We start from the raw sequence: 19,916 nt of genomic DNA, 5'->3' as shown, positions 1-19,916 counted from the left end.
ATGAGTACGCCTCCGCTTGAGGCCTTGCCGCGCCTTGCATCTGGAGCTTTTTGAACGGCCTCGGGCGGTAGTTTATCAACACGTTTATTGCTTTTTTAATGTGTTTTTCAACACTCTCCTAGGTAGCGCGCCGGATTGGGAATTAAGGTGTTGCCGCGGGGTTTAAAACCCGGCCGCCCCGTATTTTCTAAAAAGCCTCAAAGGGTATATCCAGAAGGGGATATTTCATGGCATCGGTATCTTCAAAATGCCACCATTCCGTGCTTATCCTCTTAAAGCCGTGCTTGAGCATTATATTAGCAAGCAATTCCCTGTTTTTTATTTGTTCGTCGGGGCAATTCCGGTAATTAATATGCGCCCTTTCGGTAAATTCGTCGAAACCCGAGGGCATTGCCAGTTCTTTGCCGTCATTGTCAACCAGGGTAATGTCCACCGCCGCTCCCCTGTTGTGTTTGGACCCCCTTTGGGGGCTTGCCAGATATGTTTTATCCCGGGCCGCGTCCCATAATTTTTTTTGAGCCGAGTACGGCCTGTAAGCATCGAATATTTTAATCCTGTAGCCAAGCTGCTTGAAATCATTATTGGCTTTTATGAGCTTCGCGGCGGTATTTTGGTGGATGATGCATTTGTTGAGGGTATATATTTTTTCGCCGGTGAAATTGTCTCTGCCGGCATATTTAAGATCTATCACAAAGGAGTCGTCCAGAGCCTTCAACTCCACCAGGCCATTAATTATCACGGGCTTTTCCGGAGGGTCTTTTGGGGTTTTGGCAATGCCGGTCTCAGTTGAAGCATTTCCCACCGGAGGTTTATGGGAGTATTCAATGCCTTTGGGCGGCGCGCCCGTCTTTTCCACCGGCAGGGTCGGGGGGGAATAGCCTTCAAATAACAATACCGCCAGAGAAATTATTCCCGCCAGTAAAACTGCGGCGGCTGACATGGGACCGTGTTTTTTCATTTTTACGCTCCTTTAAGCAGGGATAACGCTTTTTTGTTTTTGTGTTTACCGGCGCAGGTGCGGGCGTTACTCAAAATGTTTCCTAAAAATAATGCAAATATTTTACCAATTACTTCATAAATATTGCATCAAAATTTCTGTGGCCGCTGCTGTTTAATTATGCACCGGTAAAAAATGTTTGCGGGGACCGGTAATGCCCGGGGTATGAAGGTGTAATATTATTGATAAGTACAGCTTGTTATGTTAGAATAACCTGGAAAAAAACGAATTTCAAGCAAATCAGCACGGGGGTGTAAAGCATGCCGGTAGATGCCAGGGTGTCCATAACATATTGCACTTCTTGAGGGTACAGGGCAAAGGCGGCCGGTCTGGCCGATAGGATGAGGAGTGAGTTCGATATAACCGATATAACGCTGGTGCCTTCCAGCGGAGGGGTCTTTGAAGTAACTGTCAATGACCGGCTTTTGTTTTCCAAGCGTCAGACGGGCAGGTTTCCAAACGCCGGTGAGATTGAGGGAATGCTTGCCGAACTGGCAGGTTCATAAGTTTGGAATATGCCGGTACAAAAAAACCGCGCCGGGGAAAGGCACGGTTTAATAGGGAAACTTGTTGAACCATAACCCAAAACGACACGGAAAAGAGAGAAGTCACAGATTTGTGGCTTCTTTTCTTTGCCATATAGAGTAAAACAGGCTGAGAGAATTAGGCGGGGTATCATAGGGACAAAAAGTGAACCGGGTATAAATCCCTGTGATGGGCCGGACAGTTTCGGCTGTCCGCCCAGCTTTTTGCCTATGCTGGGAGATGATTTTCTCCGGTGAGGAGATGCTGGCAAAGATGATGATGGATTAAGGGGTAGTGCAGAAAAGATTGTGTAAACCCCCATTGTCAGATAAGATAAAACTGATGATGGGGGTATTAACATGGCAGGAAAAGAAAAGCAAGCTGCGGCAGATGATTGAGGAATACGGCATCAAAGACTTAAACGACGTGCACGAGTTTGTGAAGATGCTGACCGCCGAGACGATACAGGCGGCTCTTGACGCCGAGCTTGACAGCGAATTCGGGTATTCAAAATACGACTACAAGAACAAGCAGACGGACAACAGCCGGAATGGTTATTCAAAAAAGAATTGAGGAGTAAAAAATGGAAAATGAACAAACATCAATTCACGATTTTGACTTAAATTTAATTTGTGAATTACATGTAGGGTTGGAACGGCAAGGGCAGGAATTTGTCAGGCAGTTTTGAACTGCGAATTATTTATATAATGCAGGGTGATGGGCATGAAAAAAAGCATCTATGTTTTGACTTTGCTTATACTCTTTTTGGGTATAAGCGGCTGTAATGTTCCTCTGGCGGGCGACACGAAAAGTATATACAGTGCCTCAGGCGTCGAAGAAAGTAATATCGAATCGCCCACACCTCCCACGGTCTTAGAGCCGACGGATACGCCTGACCCCATGCCGGGACTACATACATACGAAATTCAGGCCCGTTTGCATGAGAGTATGCCTGAATATCGTTTTGTGGCGACAGGGGTGGTACAGGGACCGGATGAATGGATGTACGGCTTTGTTATGGGCCTTAATGTCTATGACGAAAACGGCGAATCCATCCTATCGGCGGATTTTTCGGAGATTTCAGATGGCAAGGTAGTCGGTTACCACGTCTACAATGGAATGATGGACACAATGGGACTTCACGTTACGGATGTGAACTTCGACGGATATAAGGATGTGATTATCCTGAACACGTTCGGGGGCGCACACAGCAATACATGGTATGACTGTTGGCTGTGGGATACGAAAACATCATCGTTTGTAGCGTCAAAATCATTTGCTGAAATTTGTAATCCCGCGCTTGATGCGGAGAAAAAGTGTATTTACTCAGCCGGAGGCTCAGGTGCAGCATATTGGGGTGGCAGGATTTATAAATTTATAGATGGTGAATACGTCGTTACGAATGAATTGGATACCGATTGGAACGGATTAGTGGAAAGGGAGCTTATAAACGGGAAAATGGAGATTGTCCGTGAAGTGTCCTACGGTGAGGACAATCAAATTCTTGAAAGAGAGCAGGAATACTATAGAAACAGCGAGCTGTGGCAATTAGACCATCCTCATTGGTATTGGCTCGGCGGTCACCACGCCGACCAATGGCTGGATGGAGTATAAACAGAATGGGAAACTGACAGAGCCTGGGTGTCATTACCTGAGGCGTTTGTCGCCGTGACACTGAAGTTGAACGTTCCCGGCACAGAGGGCGTGCCGGAAAGGTCGCCGTCGCTCTCGAGGTCAATACCGTCAGGCAGGCTGCCGCCGGATAACATCCAGACGATAGGCTCGTTGCCCGTCGCGGTGAGGGAATATTCGTACTCTAAGCCCAGCGTTCCATTCGGCAGGTTGACTGTGATAATGGCAGGTGCGATACTGGCTTCAATATTAATGGTGTCTGCACCGTCATACGTATACCCGTCCCAGGTTAAGTTGTCTTGAGGATAATAGAGGGTGAAGCCTGATTTGCAATTATCAAAAACGCTGTTCCCAAAGGAAGTGGGCCTGTCACCCAAAAACCACGCGTTGTCCAGGTTCGCGCAATCAGAAAACGCGCTGATTCCAATGGCTTGCACACTATTTCCAAGTATCAGTTTTCCATCAAGAGCGCTGTTGCAGAAAAATGCATAGTCGCCTATGGAGGTGACGGTGTATGTAATCGCATCCTGTGTCACCGTTTCGGGAATGGTGAGGCTGCCGGAACCGGTGCCGCTGATTGCCGGATTCCCGTACTCCCCTGCGCCCACCTGTCCGGGGGCTGCGGAGCATCCTTCGGAATCACCCGGACACTTTATTTTAACCGCGCCCTTAATCCCGCCGTTGGCGCAATAGCAGTTGAACATCCGGCCGGTAAGGCCCCGCATGTCCGCTGCTTCTTTAACACTGGCGCAAGCCGTCTCACACCCCGGACATGTGTTGTTATGCCTTTTATATTTCATTTTTAGGGAATTTTCAAGTATGCAAAAAATATTGTGGCCTTTTCAGGAATTGACTTAGCAGTGTGCTGTCAATATTTCACCGCCACGCTATTCAAGGTTATCTCATTATTACTCTCATTCATGGAAAAGGTTATGTCAATCGAGCGGGATGAAATTAGCTCTTTTGTATTTTGAGATTCAATTAAATCCGCAATAATTGCTTTGTTTTTCCAGTCACCGTTCTCCCATTGGCCCATGCCGCCCAGGATATGTGTATTTGACGTCAACCCGGGATCATCATTCGTACCTGTGGTTCCATAATTATACTGCAGCAATTCCGCACGATAATGATTACCTTTCGATAATTTTTCCAAAGCAACAACTTCGTAAGCACTGTTACCGGAATACGCTATTCCACCCGGGATGTACCTGTTGCCTGCCAGTGTAAAATCCTCTGTGCTTTGATGCGTAATAACAGCTTTTGTACCAAAAATGCTATGAATATTCTGCTCAACATCCTCTATTTTCATGGCACCGCCACGGCTATACCCGCTTTTGTACAGGTAAAGCAGTACATCATTCCAAGAAGCGAATACACCATTTTCAGCATACTGTGGAATAAAACGCAATTCATATTTACAACCCAAATCATTAAAAAACGTTAATATTTCACCGGAAATTTCAGATGTGTTTTTCAATATATTGGTGTTTGTTTTATTTAAGCTTTGTTGTGAACTGCCACTATTAGCCTGAGATACCCTGGAAGTTGCGAATATTATGACGGTACCCGCCACCAATAAAATTGCTGCCGCTATCATAATACGGGAAGATTTTTTTAGCTCCATAATCGACACAACCCTTTCCTCAATAGCATTTTTGCTAAAATTGTTCACAAGAGGGTTAAGACGGTTCTTCTTTTCCTCCAACCCGATCAGGGTCAGGGCATAAGCCGATTTTGTCGTTTCCCCGAATGTCCGCACCACCGTTTCATCACAGGATAATTCAATGTCGCGGTTCGCCAGCACATACATCACCCACACAAAGGGATTGAACCAATGCACACACACGATGGCGGTCAGCACCAGCTTTGTCAGCGTGTCAAAGCGCCGGATATGCACAAACTCATGGGTAAGGATGTATCGCAGCTTCGTTTCGGCTGTCCAATCGGTTTTCCTGGGAAGAAGTATTACAGGCCGGAATACCCCATAGGTCAGCGGAGCCTTGATACAGCCGCTTTGCCGTATTTGCACGGGCCGGCGCAAGGGGTGTTCCCGTAGCCAAAGGGCCGCAAAGTCGTTTTCAACAGGCAGGGACATTTTGAACTCCCTGCAGCACTTGATATACGCCACGATGAAAAACAACGCGCAGGCGCACATCCCAATAAGCCAGATAATTTCTACCGGTGAAACGGATACGGGTGCCGCGCCCATTCCAACACGTTCTCCCGCCTCGGGCATATTCACCATGTTGGGGATGCCGGTCATTTCCATAGGAAAAGATACGGCTGTTTTTCCCGCAAGCAGATGCTTTGCCATATCGACTCCCGTGTAAAAGCTGAAACGGGACGGAATGGAAAACGGTATGAGCAAACGGCAGATCACAACGCCCCACAAGACAAGAAACGTATTCTTGGGCAGCTTGCGCAGGGTAAGGGCACGGATAATCACAACTGCTACAATCAGGACGGACGCGGAAAGGCTTAATTGCAGGATGTCCATATCCACCGCCTCATTTCAGGCTGTCGACAATTTTCTTCAGCCTCTCGATTTCCCCGGCGGACAGGTTTTTCCTGTTCAACAGGGAAGCGAAAAGCAAATCCGCGGAACCGTCAAACACCTTGTTAATCAGCTCCGTTGTTTCCTGCTCCTGCACCTGCTCTTTTGGAATTAAGGCATGGCATAGAAAATTCGGTTCCCCGCGCTCAATCGCGCCTTTCGCAATACATCTTTTGATAAGCGTATAGGTGGTGTTCATATTCCAGCCTACCCGCTCTTTGAGAATATCCGAAATTTTCTTGGCCGTCATATCGCCCTCTTTCCAAAGAACATCCATGACCTTCAATTCTGAATCAAACAGTTTGATTTCCATGTCAACCTCCTAACTACTCTGGTAGTTTCATAGATATATTTATACTACCGCAGTCGTTTCAGGTTGTCAACACTACCTGAGTAGTTATTGTATCGCTTTAACCTCCAATACATTCGTAGCCACTGTTTCCAGCGTTTTTGCAATACCGTTTGTACAATGTCTATTTTGGGGCTGTGGCAAATAATATTGCTTTCTGGTTTTCATAGGCATAATAGTATTGTATAATAGGCGTACATATGTTCTGAATAGTGGAGCGGCTATGCTGAGAATAGCCGGCGAAGTATTCAAATAGGTACTTTCCTGTATGCTATCACGGCATTTGTGAACTCGGCCCCTGTGCCGGCTAATACTTTAAAGCCCTGCCATGCGGCATAATATTAACGCAGGTGACTTTACTGAAAATTATCCCCAATATAGACTCGATGAATTTTAAAATAATGGAGGGATTGTCATGTTTGAAGGTATTAACGAACAGCACGGCAGAGCATTGGACGATATTCTGAAAGCCCGGCGCACGGTAAGAGCGTTCAGTCCCAAGGCGCCGGGCAAAGAAGATATTGAAGCGGTAATCCGGGCGGGTCTAATAGCGCCTTTTGGAGCATTAGCCGTGGCCGGTAAGCCGGATTTCAGAAAAGTAATTGTAATTCCGAATTCTTCACCGGTTATTGTAACAGCGGCAAATATTATGAAAAACCGGGCAGGTCATTTTGCCGGCGAACTGGAAAAGAAAATAGGTTTAGCTCCTTTTGTTCAAAATCTTAAACGGGTTGCTCAACAAGGTGTTCCCGGTGTGGGTAACGCGCCCTACTATATTATTGTGGGTGAGAGAAAAGGGACTCCGCCCGTTGCGGCTCAATCCATTAGTTATTGCTTGCACAATATGTGGCTGAAAGCCACATCTCTGGGAATCGGCTTTCAGCTTGTTAGTGCGACTGCGCAAATGGATAGCGACCCCGAATTCTGTAAATTATTAGGCTTGCCCTGTGCAGAGTATGCGCTTGACGGATGTGCCTTAGGCTATCCGGCGGAGGGTTACCAGCCACCTCAGGTTGACTATCCGGATTATGATATTTCGGTAGCCTGGCTATAGGTTACTTGGAGAGGAGTAGGCTATTTGAAACGGTCTACTCCTCTTTTTACTATATTATCTCTGTTAGAGCGGTTTTTAGGTAAATAATGCAAAATGCGAAAAGAGCCTTTTTTGTGAATACATAATGCAAAAGTTTGCCGTTCCGGGGTTATGCACAAGGAATCCGGCCGGTTTTGTAGAAACAGACATGTGAAACATGGCACTATGTGTCGATTTATGTAGTAATCCGGATGGCCCCATCATTGAAACCGGAAGGTATTTACAATGAAAGGTTTTAATTTTTCAGGCATACGCTTTCGATTGTTGCTGCTGGTTGTGCTGGCGGTTTTACCCGCCTTCGCCCTGACTGTCTACACGGCGTCGGAGCAGCGTGAGCAGGCCAACTCAATGGCCCGGAGAGAGGCCCTGGGGCTGGTGCGCATGGCTTCGGGGGAGCAGGAGGAGCTGATTTCCGGCGCCCGTCAGCTGCTGGAACTAATGGTTCAGCTGCCCGATGTGCGCGGCGGGGACAACGCGGCCTGCAACAGGCTGTTTGAAAAAGTATTGTCCCAGCATCCCCACTATGTAGCTTTTGGATTGATTAAACCCGACGGCAGTGTTCTAAGCGTTCCGGTGGCGTCCGGGCCGCTGAATCTGGCGGACCGTAATTATTTCAAAAAAGCCGTTGCCATAAAACAATTTGCCATAGGGGATTATCAAATTAACCGTATTACGGGCAAACCGACACTTACCCTGGCCTGTCCGGTGGTGGACGGCGACCGGGCCATTGCCGTGCTTTTTACATCCATAGATTTGAATTGGCTGAACCGGCTGGCTTCAAAGACCGATTTACCCCCGGGTTCATCTATTGTCATGATAGACCGGAACGGCACCGTTTTATCCCGTTATCCAAACCCGGAAAAATGGGTGGGAAAAACAATGCCCGAGGTGTCCATAATTAAGACCGTGCTGAGCCTGCAGGAAGAGGGAACGGTAATGAGCACCGGCCTGGAGGGCACCCCCAAGCTTTATGCCTACAAGCCCCTGGAGGGAATCGGCAGGGACGCGGGGATATTCATATATACCGGCATACCCAAAGATATTATTTTTGCCGGCGCCAACCGCATATTGTATCGCAACCTTGCGGCCATGGGGCTGTTCGCCGCTATAGCGGCTTTTTTAGCCTGGTTTGGCGGGAAATTGTTTTTCCTGCAGCGCATAAAAGCCTTGCTGGAGACAACCCGGCGGCTGGCCCGGGGAGATCTGAACGCCCGGACCGAGCTGCCTTACGGCGGTGATGAACTGGGGCAGCTTTCCAGGGCCTTTGACGATATGGCCGTGGCGCTGGAGCAAAGGGATTTACAGCTGGGCGAGGCGAATGCCCGGTACCGGGCGCTGGTGGAGCAGATTCCCGCCATTACCTATATTTCCACCGCGGGCAGTGCCATAATAATAAGATATATCAGCCCGCAAATAGAAAAAATTTTGGGCTATAAAGCCGCTGAATTTATTGACAACCCGGGTATGTGGCTGGATAAAATTGTCCCGGAGGACCGCCGGCAGGTACTGGAGCAGAGGCAAACCTTCCACGCCAGCGGCAAACCGCTCAGCTCCGAGTACCGCATGCTGGCCAGCGACAACCGGGTGGTCTGGCTGCATGACGAGGCCCGGGCGGTAAGCGGCGCAAACGATGGACCTCAATTTATGCAGGGAGTTATACTGGATATAACCGGGCACAAAGAAGCCGTGAAGCATGCCCAGCTGCGCTATGAGAGGCTGCAGGCCCTGCGCAGCATAGACCTGGCCATTACCGGGAGCCTGGACCTGCGGGTCACATTTAACGTTATTCTTGATCAGGTTACCTCCCAGCTTGGTGTAGACGCTTCCTCCATCATGCTGTTAAACTCGTATACACAGTATTTGGAATTTGCCGCCGGGAGGGGATTCCGCACCGCCGGCATTAAAAATACTGTCCGGCGAATGGGAGAGGGGAATCCGGGCAATGTGGCGATGTTGAGGCAAAACATTCACATCCCCAATCTCCAGGAAGCCAGGCAATCTTTTAGCAGGTACGAACTTCTTCTGGGAGAGGAGTTTGTTGCTTATTATGGAGTCCCGCTTATCGCCAAGGGGCAGGTAAAGGGCGTGCTGGAGATATTTCACCGGTCTTCTTTGAGTCCCGACCAGGAATGGCTGGAATTTTTGAATACCCTGGCGGGGCAGGCCGCCATTGCCATAGAAAACGCCTCGCTGTTCAACGACCTGCAGCGCTCCAACATTGAGCTTACCCTGGCCTACGACGCCACAATCGAGGGGTGGGCCCGGGCTCTGGATTTAAGGGACAGGGAAACGAAAGGCCACTCCCGGAGGGTAACGGAAATGACGGTATGTCTGGGACAGGCCATGGGTATGAGTGAGGCGGCGCTGGCACACGTGCGCAGGGGAGCCCTTTTGCACGATATAGGCAAAATGGGTATTCCGGATCATATTCTGCTGAAGCCCGGGCCGTTAACGGATGAGGAATGGGAGGTCATGCGCCGTCATCCGGTTTACGCTTATGAAATGCTGTCCCCCATAGCTTACCTGCTGCCGGCGCTGGACATACCGTACTGCCATCATGAAAAATGGGACGGAAGCGGCTATCCCAGGGGGCTGCGGGGAGAGCAGATCCCCCTGCCGGCCCGAATTTTCGCCCTGGTTGACGTCTGGGACGCCCTCTGCTCGGATCGCCCCTACCGCAGGGCCTGGCCTAAGGAAAAGGCCAGGGAGCATATAAAATCTCTGGCCGGAACGCATTTTGACAGGGATGTGGTGGAGTTGTTTTTAACTATGGAGTGGTAGGATGTTAGAAAACGACTTACCAAAAAAATTCCTTTGAAATAATGAAATCAGCCGGTTTGGCCCGGCTGATTTCATTATTTGTGCTTACGGGTGCTAATGTGAAAGGGGAATATTTAATATTTTCCCTCCGGCGTAAAAGTTTACAATGTTTTATTATTTTGTGTGTTGTTATATTGTAAACTCCGGCGGGAAGGGTTTAGGAAAGCTATCCGGCCGAATTTGATATGGTTACCACCATATTTACTTCGCTGCGGCTGCCGGCCTGGTTAAACAAGGTCTTTAAACCGGCCCATACTTCTTCTTCCGTTCCTTGAAGCCTGGTGGAAATTGGGCCGGTGTTGGCATTCAGGCTGTGGCCGGCCAGTGCTTCCAGGGAGTCATTTATAATCTGGCTGGCGTTTGTTGTTTTTTGCGGGTATAATGATACTTCCGCGGTTATCACCGTTACGCACCTCCGTTAATTTACAGTATATTTATATTATGCTGGGTATTTCTGTTTTTATTTATTATCCATTGTGGAAAAAGATTATTATAATAGTTGTGGAGATGAATACACGGGATTGAACCCTGGAGTGCGGGTGTAATAGCGGCGAAGTGCCGGAACCGGAAATGTTGAAACTTTCCCCGGGCAATTCCGGACTGCCCGGGGGACTTTCGGCCAAACCATTTAAGGAATTGACAGGTAAATACCTGAAGGAGCCCTGGAGGGAGCTTGATAATTATATTGGGTACCGGGTCTTATACTGAAAAGTTGGCAATTTTGGTGAGATTATGGGGGTGCCCGAAATTATGCGGCATTCACTTGTTTTTTAAAGACTCAATTATACCTATAATGTCCAATGGCTTCTGAGCAAAAAAGTCGGGAACGGCTTTAAGCAATAACTCCCTGGAATCGTATCCCCAGGCTACGGCAATTATCTTGATGCCTGTTTTTTTGCAGGCCACAACATCCCTGTACTCGTCACCTATATATATTACTTCATTCTTTTTCAGGGCATATTTATTCAAAAAGTTTGACAGGGTTTTATCCTTGCCGAAAAGATTATTCGAAGAAAAAATGTTGTCAAACATTTTTATATTGTGGTTATTTAGAAAAAGATTGATATTGTCAACGGAATTTGAGGAAATAATGCTGATGCCATAGTCCGCTTCTTTCAGCTGCACAATTATATTGCCGATGCCTTCTATTAATCCAAAGTTGTTGATTATTTTACGGTAATCCTTGGTGAGCTCCAGTTTGAGCATGGGAATTTTGTAAAGGGGCAAATTTATTGCCTTGCATCTGTCCACGAAGGACAGTGTTCTTAAATATTCCAGCTTTTCTTTATTTATTTTTTGGTATTTATGTTTTTCAGCCAGTTCGTTAAGCAGTTTGACGGCTGAATCCTTTGAGTCGGCAATGGTTCCATCAAAATCAAAAATAATATGCTTTATCATGATAATTTACCCGGGTTGTTTTTATTTATTATATAACCACTATTTACTTGCAATAGTCCGGTAATCCTGGACAGCTTTCAAGGTTTGGAGAACAGGTTAATTATAACATTCCCTTCCGCTATAGTACATAGCCGGGGAGAGTGCCGAACCAGGTAAGGGCTATATTTTTTTACCGCTATTTATCTAAAAATTAACAATTTCTAAAACAGGGGGGAAAAGAAAATGGCTTTAAAAACATTGCTTTTCGATCTGGACGGTACCCTGATGGATTCAATACCGCTAATTACCATTACTTTCCGCAGGGTATTCGATTATTACGGTATTCCGTGGGAAAAGGGGGAAGTTTTGAGCACCATCGGTCTTCCCCTGAGAGAGGTGGCGGAGCGCTATTTGCCCGGGCGGGCAGGGGAGTTTATGGAGAAGTACACCCTGTTCCAGAAGGAAAAACAGATGGATTATATTAAACTGTTTCCCGGGGCGCTGGAAGCGCTGGAGACCGTTAAAGCATCCGGTTACAGTACCGGCGTGGTCACCTCCAAGCGCAGGATGCCTGCCCTGACCGGCCTGGAAGCAACCGGCCTGAATAAATATATGGATGTGGTGGTTACAGTTGATGATGTGTCAAAGCCCAAACCAAACCCCGAACCGGTTTTAAGGGCTTTGGAGCTGTTAAACAAAAAGCCGGAAAACGCGGTTTACGTGGGTGACAGCTGGTACGACATAAAGGCCGGTAAAGGGGCGGGCGTGATCACCATGGGGGTAACCTGGGGAATGGCCTCCCGGGAAAGGCTTATGGGCGAGGGGCCGGAATACATCGTCGATTCATTTGTGGAATTAATGAATACTTTAAAAGATATTGATTATAAAAGAAGTTGACTTAAAGCATCGGCCTGTTGGTATAATTCCGATGATGTGTCAGATAATAAGGAGAGGGGACACACCTTCTAAGGTTTCCTTGATTGACAATTCACGAAGGAACGTCCCCAATTTATATTACGGAGGTGGTAACCCAGTGCACCATTGCAATCCTTTTATTCAGCACGCCATGCATCATGGGCAGAGGTTTTTAAACGATACCGGCAAAGCGGTTGGTGTGTCCCAATCCCTGGTTTCCGCCTGTGACGAAATAATCCTTGCCATAAACTCCGGGAATACCCAGGGAGCTGTTGTGGCCGCGCAGAATGCCAGAAACATGGCGGTCCAGGTGGCCCAGTACACCCAGGAAGTAAGCCGGGCCATAAACGAGCGCATGAATATGGCCACATATGTCATGGGCAGGATTCAGCAGCATATTAATGAGATGTCGTCAGCTTTACAAAGCATGAGAATGGAATCGGGTTATTATGGAAATCCGGCGCAGGTTTCGTGCCAGTCCGCCATGTCTCCCTATATGGCCTAAAGAGTTTCTCCACTGGGCTATCGGAGTAATGACGGTAACCGGGAGGGAAAAAGCCGGCTTAACGCCGGCTTTTTCCCTCCCTTAACCCGGGGCACAAACCTGTCACGGCGTTAAAAGGTTCGCTCTTTAGGAGGGAATATTATAATAAGTAATTATAATATTCCCCAAGATCCTCTTTTAAAAAAATCTTGCCTATTTTGCGCAGTTCATATTTGGCCGCCCGGATTATATGTTTCATGCCGATGCGCTCGGAGGCTTCGGCAGCCAGAAACGCGGCGGACACCACTATATTTTTTATGTTGCCCCCGGCTATTTCAAACCTCCCGGCAATAAAGTCAAAGTCTATGTCGTCATCCAGAGGCGCTTCCGGAGGAAACATCGACCTCCATATTTTTTCCCTGTATTCGGCATCCGGAAAAGGAAACTCTATTACAAAGTTGATTCTTCGCATAAAGGCCTCGTCAATGTTCTGCTTGAAGTTGGTGGCCATTATGGTTATTCCGTCATACTCCTCCATCTTTTGCAGCAGAAACGCCGTTTCTATGTTGGCGTAGCGGTCATGGGAATCCTTTACCTCGGAACGTTTTCCGAATAAAGCGTCGGTTTCGTCAAAAAACAATATGGCGTTGCTCAAGTGGGCCTCGCGGAAAATCATTTGCAGGTTTTTTTCAGTCTCACCGATATATTTGCTTACCACCTGGGATAAATCAATTTTATAAAGCTCCATGTACAATTCCCTGGCCACCACCTGGGCCGACATGGTTTTTCCCGTTCCCGGCGGACCCGAAAAAAGCATGCTTAAACCCTTTCCATAAGAGAGCTTTCGCTGGAAGCCCCACTCTCCATAGACCACATGCCGGTATTTCATCTGATTGCAGGCGTCGTGGAGCAGTTCTTTTTGTTCGGGAGGCAGTATAACATCGTCCCAGGTGTATTTAGGCTGTATCCGGGACGCCCTTTTTTCCAGTTTATGCTGTGCCTGCATATAACAGGCCTTATATAACTCTTCGGTTTTAATGTGGCCGTCTTCCGTATGGCGCCAGTAGGAATTGTTTTGTGCCGTGATTAAGGCGTCCTTTATCTGCCCGGGGGTAAAGCGGAATTTGCCCGCCAGGGTTCCCCAGTCGACTCCGGCCTCAAACCGGAAGCCTTCGGAGAAGCGCTCCCATAGCCGCTTTCGTTCAGATTCTTCGGGGAGGCCCAGTTCAATATCAATTATCAGGTGTTCCCTGCCAAAATCCGACGGTTTCCAGGGGCTTTCGGACAACAGGAATACTATTCCCGCGAACGTCTTTATTATTTCAAATAATTCTTCAATTTTTTTGCGGGCCGCACCGTCCTCCTCCAGCAAAACATTAAAGTTGTCAAAGCAAAGCACCACCTGCTGTAAAATTGCCTCCCGGCCGATTGTTTCCATCAGGCGGGAAAAAGGCGACTCGGAGCCTGCCACCCTGGTCAGGTCGATGATCATCAAGGATTGGTTGAAATAACGGCAAAAATGTTTGACCTGCAGTTTTTTGCCCGCTCCGGAAGTGCCGTTGAGGTAAAAAACGATGTTTTTGTTTTCAGGGGCGTTATTACTGTCGAAATTTGTCTCAACAAATTTTCTGATTTGGTCCTGAATATCCCGGCCCAAAAGCAGCGGGTCAATTTCTTCCCCGGGATATGAGATTTTCGCGCAGGAGCTTATGGAGTCATCCACCTGGCCGGAGTTTAGAAAAAAATTCATGATGCGCTCGTCCAGTTTCAGTATTTTTGCAAGGGAGGTGCCGGCTGAAGGGAGGGCGTCCTCCTTTTTTAAAAAAAATCTGTTCAGTTTTCCCTTTGGGGCAAAGGACATCCGTGCCGCAAGCCTATCCCCGGGGGTGGCGCAGAGAAGTCTCATGGCCAGGTCGATGGTGGGATTTTTACATGTGACATCGTCCTGTAAATAGGCGTATAACTTTTCATATTTGCGGTGCAGTTCCACCGCCAGGCAAATTATTATGCACTGTTCCTCGAAGGAGGAAAGGTTAAAAATGTGCGACAGATAAGATAGCGGCAGAAATATCCCGCTTTCGGCGCTTAAACCGCGCCTTTTTTGTATATGCGATTCCAGCCGGGACAAATTTTCCACTAATTCATTGATTTCGGGATCGTTCCTGTTTTTATCCCCCGGGGCGTTTAATAGCTGATATACTTCTTCTTCGGGTATGACCAGACCCCTGAATTGTTCATACGGGTTTTCAGTCCGGTTTGATTGCTGTGAAAGCAGAAGCATATTTATTTTTATGTCCAGTAGTCTCAATTCGTCCGCAACATGTTCCCAGCCGTCGCCGTATGGCAGGTCGGGGGCTGGTTCTAGCGGGTCGTTAGCAAAGGTTTTTAACATTTTAACACCACGGTTTTTTGTTTTTGAGGATTTGACTTTAAGGCAGCAGCCGGCCCGGAAGGATAAAAAGCGTTTTTACGTATTCCTGCTATAAAAAAGTGGTACCACAACCATTTCAGCATTGTGCTCAATATTTCGACATCGTATTACTATTAACCTGTAAAATATTAATATTTATCCAGATTCCGATAAATTTTAGTAAAATTTAAACTTCTTTATTTTTTTTTATGATAAAATGTTGGTGACCGCATGTAAAGCACCTTATGGTTATAGCAGCACATAACCTTGGTGTATTCGTCGCGGTTTTGTTTTTTGCGGCCCGAATATTTCCCCTTTTCTTCTAAGGTGGTAGATTGCCATAGGCGGATATACGGTTATTGCCGATGTTGGCAATACAATGCTCAAACTTTTACGGGACAACATGGTTCCCGAGCCCGTTTCCAAACCGGAAATGATTGGCCTTTGCTCCCCGGCGGACAAGGGCGATTTTTTAATCACCCTGTATCCTTACAACATAGAGGAGAGCGGGGAGTCCCGGAATAACGACATGCGCAGTGTTGGAACGGGACAACTGCAATATCCTCCCCTGACAGTATATATTGACTATCTATGCACCACACACTCCATCGCGGACCTGAAATCCAGAATGCTTGACGAAAGCCGCATCTTAGGCAGGCTCATGCAGGTCTTTTATGATAACGCCATTATAAAAAGCGCGCTGCTGCAGGGAAGCCTGGCGGAAAAAAACGAGCAACTGCGGATTACTTTAAAAAAAATAAACGTGGACGAGATGAACAAAATATGGAATTTCCCCAATGTGCCCTATAAATTATCAGTGGGCTACAGGGTGGGCCCGGTCAACATCGACTCCACCCGGACCAGGGCCACCAGGCGTGTGATGGGAGTAGAATCGTAGGGGCCGACATGGAACATTATTATAGCTTGAAAATAAGCACCAGGGTTTCCCTGGTGGTTTGCACAGTGGATGATTATACCGCCGGACTGCGTTCCGGCGGAAATATAAGTGTTTTACTAAAGGAATATCCCCGTAAAAAGCCGGTTCGCAAACCCGGCGGTTATTACGTGTTTACTGATCTGCCGGGAGATTCGTACAGTGTTCTGGTTCGTTCGGATGTTTACCTGGAAGAGGAGCTTTTTATTAAGCCCGGAGAAATTGACCCGAACAACCCCAGGGCCTACATAATTCTTAAACCTTGTTCCCACTACCCCTTTCCGGAGGGAGCGACTTTAATCCGCGCTTCCCTGCGGGATGCGGATGGCCGGGTGCCACGGGACGCTGTGGTAAAGGCGTCCATGCTGTCCGAGAATTGCGCCAGGGCCAGATTATCCGGAGAAAAAGCCGGTAAAGGGGAAGAGGCCATTTTTCTGACTAATATTGCCGGCGGAATGTCGGCGGGTGATTTCTACCTGCTCAAGGATAAGGCCGACGGGCGGCAGGAATACTGCCGCATAGCCGCCCTGGAGGCTGATACCAGGCGCTGCCGGCTTTATGAGCCGCTACGGTTTTCTTATTCCCGGGGAGCGCTGCTGCTGCCGGTTTTTGAAACCCGCCCCGATGAGCGGGGAGAGGTTGTTATTTGCTTCAGGGAACCCTGCCCGGATAATTTTAAGGTGAAATTACAGTTTAACCACGGCAAAAATTTATTTGAAAAGGAGTTGGATATAGAAGGAGGAAAAACTACTGTTCTTGGCTTTATAAATTTGGGATGAGTCTTTACATGCCGGTTAGTTAACTACGAGAGGAGGGAACTGGTTTCGGTTTTTATGCGAATATATTAATTATATTTGTATGAACAAATTTGAAACCGGGTATACGTGCCTGAATATTTATCTCCTGGAGTTTACATGGAAGAGTTTGAAAGCGGCGGCAGGCCGCTGGAGGGGGTCAGCACCAGCACCGCCGGATTTATTGGCCTGGCGGAAAGGGGAGCAGTTGAGGGACTTCCGGAGCTGGTTACCAGTTTTGCTGATTTCCAGAGAAAATTCGGAGCTTATTTATCCGAAAACGCTTTTGGCGAATACCGTTTTCTTGCCTACGCGGTTGAGCATTTCTTTATTAACGGCGGCGGGCGCTGCTATGTGATGAGGGTTGCGCCCTCCGACGCGAAACCAGCGGCGTTCACAAACGATGTCTTATCGGTAACCGCGAAAAATCCCGGCGCCTGGGGGGACAAGCTCCGGGTAACCGTTGTTCCTTCCAGCAAGGCAAAAACACAGATTTATGAAATTGCGGGGGAAAACAAATATCGCGTTAAAAACAGCGCCGGCTTCAATCCCGGTGATGTGGTGGTATTTAACGACGGTGAGAACAAGCAGTACGGCCAGGTTGTTACAGCCCAGGATAATGTTGTAACTCTTACGAATAATTTGGACGGAGATGTGGTTGATACCGAACTGGTTCCCGTTAAGACTTTAACCACCTGCGAATTCAGCATGCAGGTGATTTACAAGGATGAGGCGGAGGTTTTCGAAAATGTCTCACTGAACGTCTCCGCGGCCAATTTTGTGGAAAAGATAATACCCCGCTCTAATCTGATCAGTGTTGGTTTTAAAGCGGCCGGCGCCGGTGAAGAGGAAAGCCCGGTAAAATCCCCCTTTGAATTAATATCAGGCATAAAAGAGGATAATGGTAGCTTTATTATTTCACTGACCGGGGGCAGCGACGGCTCCGTGTCCAGCATTACGGCAGCCGACTTCATGGGCGAGGACAAGGGTCCGGGCAAACGCACGGGCATCCAGGCCTTTATTGATAATGACGAGGTCAGCATTATGGCCGTTCCCGGGGTAACCATTCCCACGGTGCAGTTGGCCCTGGTGGCCCATTGCGAGAACACCGCCAGCAGGTTTGCCGTGCTGGATATCCCCCGGGAAAAGAAAAAAGTTGCGGATGTGGAGACCCATCGCAATATTTTCGACACCACCTATGCAGCCATGTATCATCCCTGGCTCCAGGTTTTCGATCCCCTGGAAAAAAGGAATATTTTCATACCTCCCTCGGGATCCATGATAGGCGTTTACTCCAGGTCGGACCAGACCAGGGGAGTGCACAAGGCGCCTGCCAACGAGGTGGTGCGCGCCTGCGTGGGGCTGGATTGCCAGTACAACAAGGGTGAACAGGACATATTGAATCCCAAGGGCGTAAATTTAATCCGCTATTTTACCGGGCAGGGTATCAGGGTTTGGGGCGCCAGAACCTGCAGCTCAAATACACTTTGGAAATACATAAATGTCAGAAGGCTGTTTATTTTCCTGGAGGAGTCCATCAAGCGGGGTACCAACTGGGTGGTATTCGAGCCCAACGATGATAAACTGTGGGCTAGGGTTCACAGAACCATTGACGCCTTTTTGACCAGGGTGTGGCGTGACGGGGCACTGATGGGCACCAGCGCCGGAGAGGCTTTCTATGTCAAGGTCGACCGCTCGACCATGACCCAGGACGATATCGACAACGGGCGGCTGATATGCATCATTGGAGTTGCGCCGGTGAAGCCCGCGGAATTTGTAATCTTTAGAATCACCCAGAAAACCAGCGAGCAATAACTGCTGGCTTAAAATCAGATAGTAATAGTTTGGAGGGATAAATCAGATGCCTGGTGAACGCAAAGACCCTTATAGGAATTTTCGTTTCAGGGTTGAGGTTGAGGGTATAGAGCAAGCTGGATTCAGCGAGGTGACGGGCTTTGACGCTTCCATAGATGTTATTGAATATCGTGAAGGCAATGAAGTGATTACACCCAGGAAACTCCCCGGCCTGGCAAAATACAGCAATATCACCCTGAAATGGGGCGTTACCGACTCCATGGATATGTACAACTGGATATCTTCAGCAATTGAAGGCACAGTTGAACGCAAAACCGTCACCATCATTGCCATAGACGAAGAAGGCAACGATGTGGCCACCTGGCAGGTAATTGAGGCCTGGCCGGCAAAATACACGGCCCCGGATTTCAACGGCACCGGTTCTGAAGTGGCCATCGAATCACTGGAACTTGCCCATGAGGGTATGACCAGGACTGCGTAAAACCAACGCATGCAAGAGGTAGGAATGGGAGCCATTGCCTTTGTCTCTTTTTTCTTACCTCTTGTTTTGCAAAAAGAACAAACATTTTACTTTCTCTATGGCAATAATAAGAATTAAATTTAAGAGCATAAATTATACCGGCATAATGATTGGGGGAAATGCTATGGCTTTTCAAACCGAATTTGAATTTGTGCTGCCCAGGGGTTATATAGACGAAAGCGGCAACCTGCACAAAAAGGGTATCATGAGGCTGGCAACGGCCGCGGATGAGATACTGCCCATGCGCGACCCCCGGGTCCAGCAGAATCCGGGCTATCTTACCATTATTCTGCTGACCAGGGTTATTACCAGGTTAGGTGACTTAAAAGCCCTGGATACAAAGGTTGTTGAGAAGTTTTTCACCTCCGACCTGGCTTTTTTACAGGACTTTTACCAGCGCATCAACGAAATGGAAGCTCCCCGGGTGAAAGCCGTGTGTCCCAAATGCGATCATGAATTCGAGACAGAAGTAAATTTTTTGGGAGAGACAAGGGAATAGCAGGCTATCCCGTCAAGCGCATATATGAGGAGGCTGCCTTTATAGCCTATTATTTCCATTGGTCTCATGATGAAATAATGTCCATGGAGCACCGGGAGCGCAGAAAATGGTGCGAGGAGATTTCAAAAATCAACCGCAAGCTTAACAGCGAGCCGGAAAACGTATTTGACGTGTTTAATAAGAGGTGACGGGCGCCTT

Annotated in this window: 18 protein-coding genes and 2 pseudogenes; 13 read left to right on the top strand and 7 right to left on the bottom strand. The window is 47.9% G+C overall.

Annotated elements, in window-relative coordinates:
* Window positions 1–187: 187 nt before the first annotated feature.
* Entirely contained in the window at window positions 188–958 is a 771-nt protein-coding gene (ddpX, locus tag DCCM_RS14035; protein ID WP_104373011.1) for a D-alanyl-D-alanine dipeptidase, read from the bottom strand.
* Between the two features lie 356 nt (window positions 959–1,314).
* Here ddpX and DCCM_RS14030 point away from each other — a divergent pair.
* The 3 genes and pseudogenes from DCCM_RS14030 to DCCM_RS14020 form a co-directional block, all read left to right on the top strand.
* Window positions 1,315–1,503, top strand: a pseudogene (locus DCCM_RS14030) (SelT/SelW/SelH family protein); the annotation flags it as partial.
* A gap of 409 nt (window positions 1,504–1,912) precedes the next feature.
* A pseudogene (locus DCCM_RS19325) lies at window positions 1,913–2,089 on the top strand (transposase); the annotation flags it as partial.
* A 156-nt stretch (window positions 2,090–2,245) separates the two neighbouring features.
* Entirely contained in the window at window positions 2,246–3,136 is an 891-nt protein-coding gene (locus DCCM_RS14020; RefSeq protein ID WP_231702777.1) for an XAC2610-related protein, read from the top strand.
* Here the strand turns inward: DCCM_RS14020 and DCCM_RS14015 are convergent.
* The 3 genes from DCCM_RS14015 to DCCM_RS14005 form a co-directional block, all read right to left on the bottom strand.
* Window positions 3,103–3,954: a putative Ig domain-containing protein gene (locus DCCM_RS14015; RefSeq protein WP_104373008.1), complete on the bottom strand. Its 852-nt coding sequence runs from the start codon at window positions 3,952–3,954 to the stop codon at window positions 3,103–3,105. The two genes, DCCM_RS14020 and DCCM_RS14015, sit on opposite strands and share 34 nt — an antisense overlap.
* Before the next feature lie 68 nt (window positions 3,955–4,022).
* A complete protein-coding gene (locus tag DCCM_RS14010) occupies window positions 4,023–5,651 on the bottom strand; it encodes a M56 family metallopeptidase (RefSeq protein WP_104373007.1) in 1,629 nt (542 codons plus the stop codon).
* A 10-nt stretch (window positions 5,652–5,661) separates the two neighbouring features.
* Entirely contained in the window at window positions 5,662–6,021 is a 360-nt protein-coding gene (locus DCCM_RS14005) for a BlaI/MecI/CopY family transcriptional regulator (RefSeq protein WP_104373006.1), read from the bottom strand.
* A gap of 451 nt (window positions 6,022–6,472) precedes the next feature.
* On the opposite strand from DCCM_RS14005, the gene DCCM_RS14000 reads away from it, so the two are divergent.
* A complete protein-coding gene (locus DCCM_RS14000; RefSeq protein WP_104373005.1) occupies window positions 6,473–7,111 on the top strand; it encodes a nitroreductase family protein in 639 nt (212 codons plus the stop codon).
* Window positions 7,112–7,375: 264 nt separating this feature from the next.
* Window positions 7,376–9,931: an HD domain-containing phosphohydrolase gene (locus DCCM_RS13995; RefSeq protein ID WP_104373004.1), complete on the top strand. Its 2,556-nt coding sequence runs from the start codon at window positions 7,376–7,378 to the stop codon at window positions 9,929–9,931.
* 205 nt (window positions 9,932–10,136) lie between these two features.
* Here DCCM_RS13995 and DCCM_RS13990 read toward each other — a convergent pair whose 3' ends face one another.
* Window positions 10,137–10,373, bottom strand: coding sequence for a YkoF family thiamine/hydroxymethylpyrimidine-binding protein (locus DCCM_RS13990; protein WP_104373003.1), 237 nt, complete (start codon window positions 10,371–10,373; stop codon window positions 10,137–10,139).
* Window positions 10,374–10,729: 356 nt separating this feature from the next.
* The gene (locus DCCM_RS13985; protein ID WP_104373002.1) at window positions 10,730–11,368 is read right to left on the bottom strand and encodes an HAD-IA family hydrolase; all 639 of its coding nucleotides are present in this window, start codon (window positions 11,366–11,368) and stop codon (window positions 10,730–10,732) included.
* A gap of 222 nt (window positions 11,369–11,590) precedes the next feature.
* On the opposite strand from DCCM_RS13985, the gene DCCM_RS13980 reads away from it, so the two are divergent.
* Both DCCM_RS13980 and DCCM_RS13975 read left to right on the top strand, forming a co-directional pair.
* Window positions 11,591–12,244, top strand: coding sequence for an HAD-IA family hydrolase (locus tag DCCM_RS13980; protein WP_104373001.1), 654 nt, complete (start codon window positions 11,591–11,593; stop codon window positions 12,242–12,244).
* Between the two features lie 136 nt (window positions 12,245–12,380).
* Window positions 12,381–12,767: a hypothetical protein gene (locus tag DCCM_RS13975; protein ID WP_104373000.1), complete on the top strand. Its 387-nt coding sequence runs from the start codon at window positions 12,381–12,383 to the stop codon at window positions 12,765–12,767.
* Window positions 12,768–12,906: 139 nt separating this feature from the next.
* Here the strand turns inward: DCCM_RS13975 and DCCM_RS19320 are convergent, their stop codons facing one another.
* Window positions 12,907–15,138 carry an ATP-binding protein gene (locus DCCM_RS19320; protein ID WP_104372999.1) on the bottom strand — a complete coding sequence of 744 codons (2,232 nt, stop codon included), beginning with the start codon at window positions 15,136–15,138 and terminating at the stop codon, window positions 12,907–12,909.
* A gap of 397 nt (window positions 15,139–15,535) precedes the next feature.
* Here DCCM_RS19320 and DCCM_RS13965 point away from each other — a divergent pair, with 397 nt between their 5' ends.
* The 6 genes from DCCM_RS13965 (at window position 15,536) to DCCM_RS19605 (ending at window position 19,906) form a co-directional block, all read left to right on the top strand.
* Window positions 15,536–16,054, top strand: a complete 519-nt coding sequence (locus DCCM_RS13965) for a Pvc16 family protein (protein WP_104372998.1) — start codon at window positions 15,536–15,538, stop codon at window positions 16,052–16,054.
* An 8-nt stretch (window positions 16,055–16,062) separates the two neighbouring features.
* Window positions 16,063–16,869 (top strand): hypothetical protein, encoded by an 807-nt coding sequence (locus tag DCCM_RS13960; RefSeq protein WP_104372997.1) that lies wholly within the window; start codon window positions 16,063–16,065, stop codon window positions 16,867–16,869.
* 135 nt (window positions 16,870–17,004) lie between these two features.
* A complete protein-coding gene (locus tag DCCM_RS13955) occupies window positions 17,005–18,699 on the top strand; it encodes a phage tail sheath family protein (protein WP_231702776.1) in 1,695 nt (564 codons plus the stop codon).
* 46 nt (window positions 18,700–18,745) lie between these two features.
* Entirely contained in the window at window positions 18,746–19,180 is a 435-nt protein-coding gene (locus DCCM_RS13950; RefSeq protein WP_104372995.1) for a phage tail protein, read from the top strand.
* 163 nt (window positions 19,181–19,343) lie between these two features.
* Window positions 19,344–19,718 carry a hypothetical protein gene (locus tag DCCM_RS13945; RefSeq protein ID WP_104373018.1) on the top strand — a complete coding sequence of 125 codons (375 nt, stop codon included), beginning with the start codon at window positions 19,344–19,346 and terminating at the stop codon, window positions 19,716–19,718.
* The gene (locus DCCM_RS19605; RefSeq protein WP_307718819.1) at window positions 19,676–19,906 is read left to right on the top strand and encodes a DUF6760 family protein; all 231 of its coding nucleotides are present in this window, start codon (window positions 19,676–19,678) and stop codon (window positions 19,904–19,906) included. The genes DCCM_RS13945 and DCCM_RS19605 overlap by 43 nt, the downstream gene beginning before the upstream one ends.
* Window positions 19,907–19,916 lie beyond the last annotated feature (10 nt).

The sequence above is a fragment of the Desulfocucumis palustris genome (genome assembly GCF_002933875.1).
Lineage (GTDB): Bacteria > Bacillota > Desulfotomaculia > Desulfotomaculales > Desulfocucumaceae > Desulfocucumis > Desulfocucumis palustris.
The sequence above is the reverse complement of the archived record's forward strand: the minus strand, read 5'-3'. Positions and strand labels throughout refer to the sequence as shown.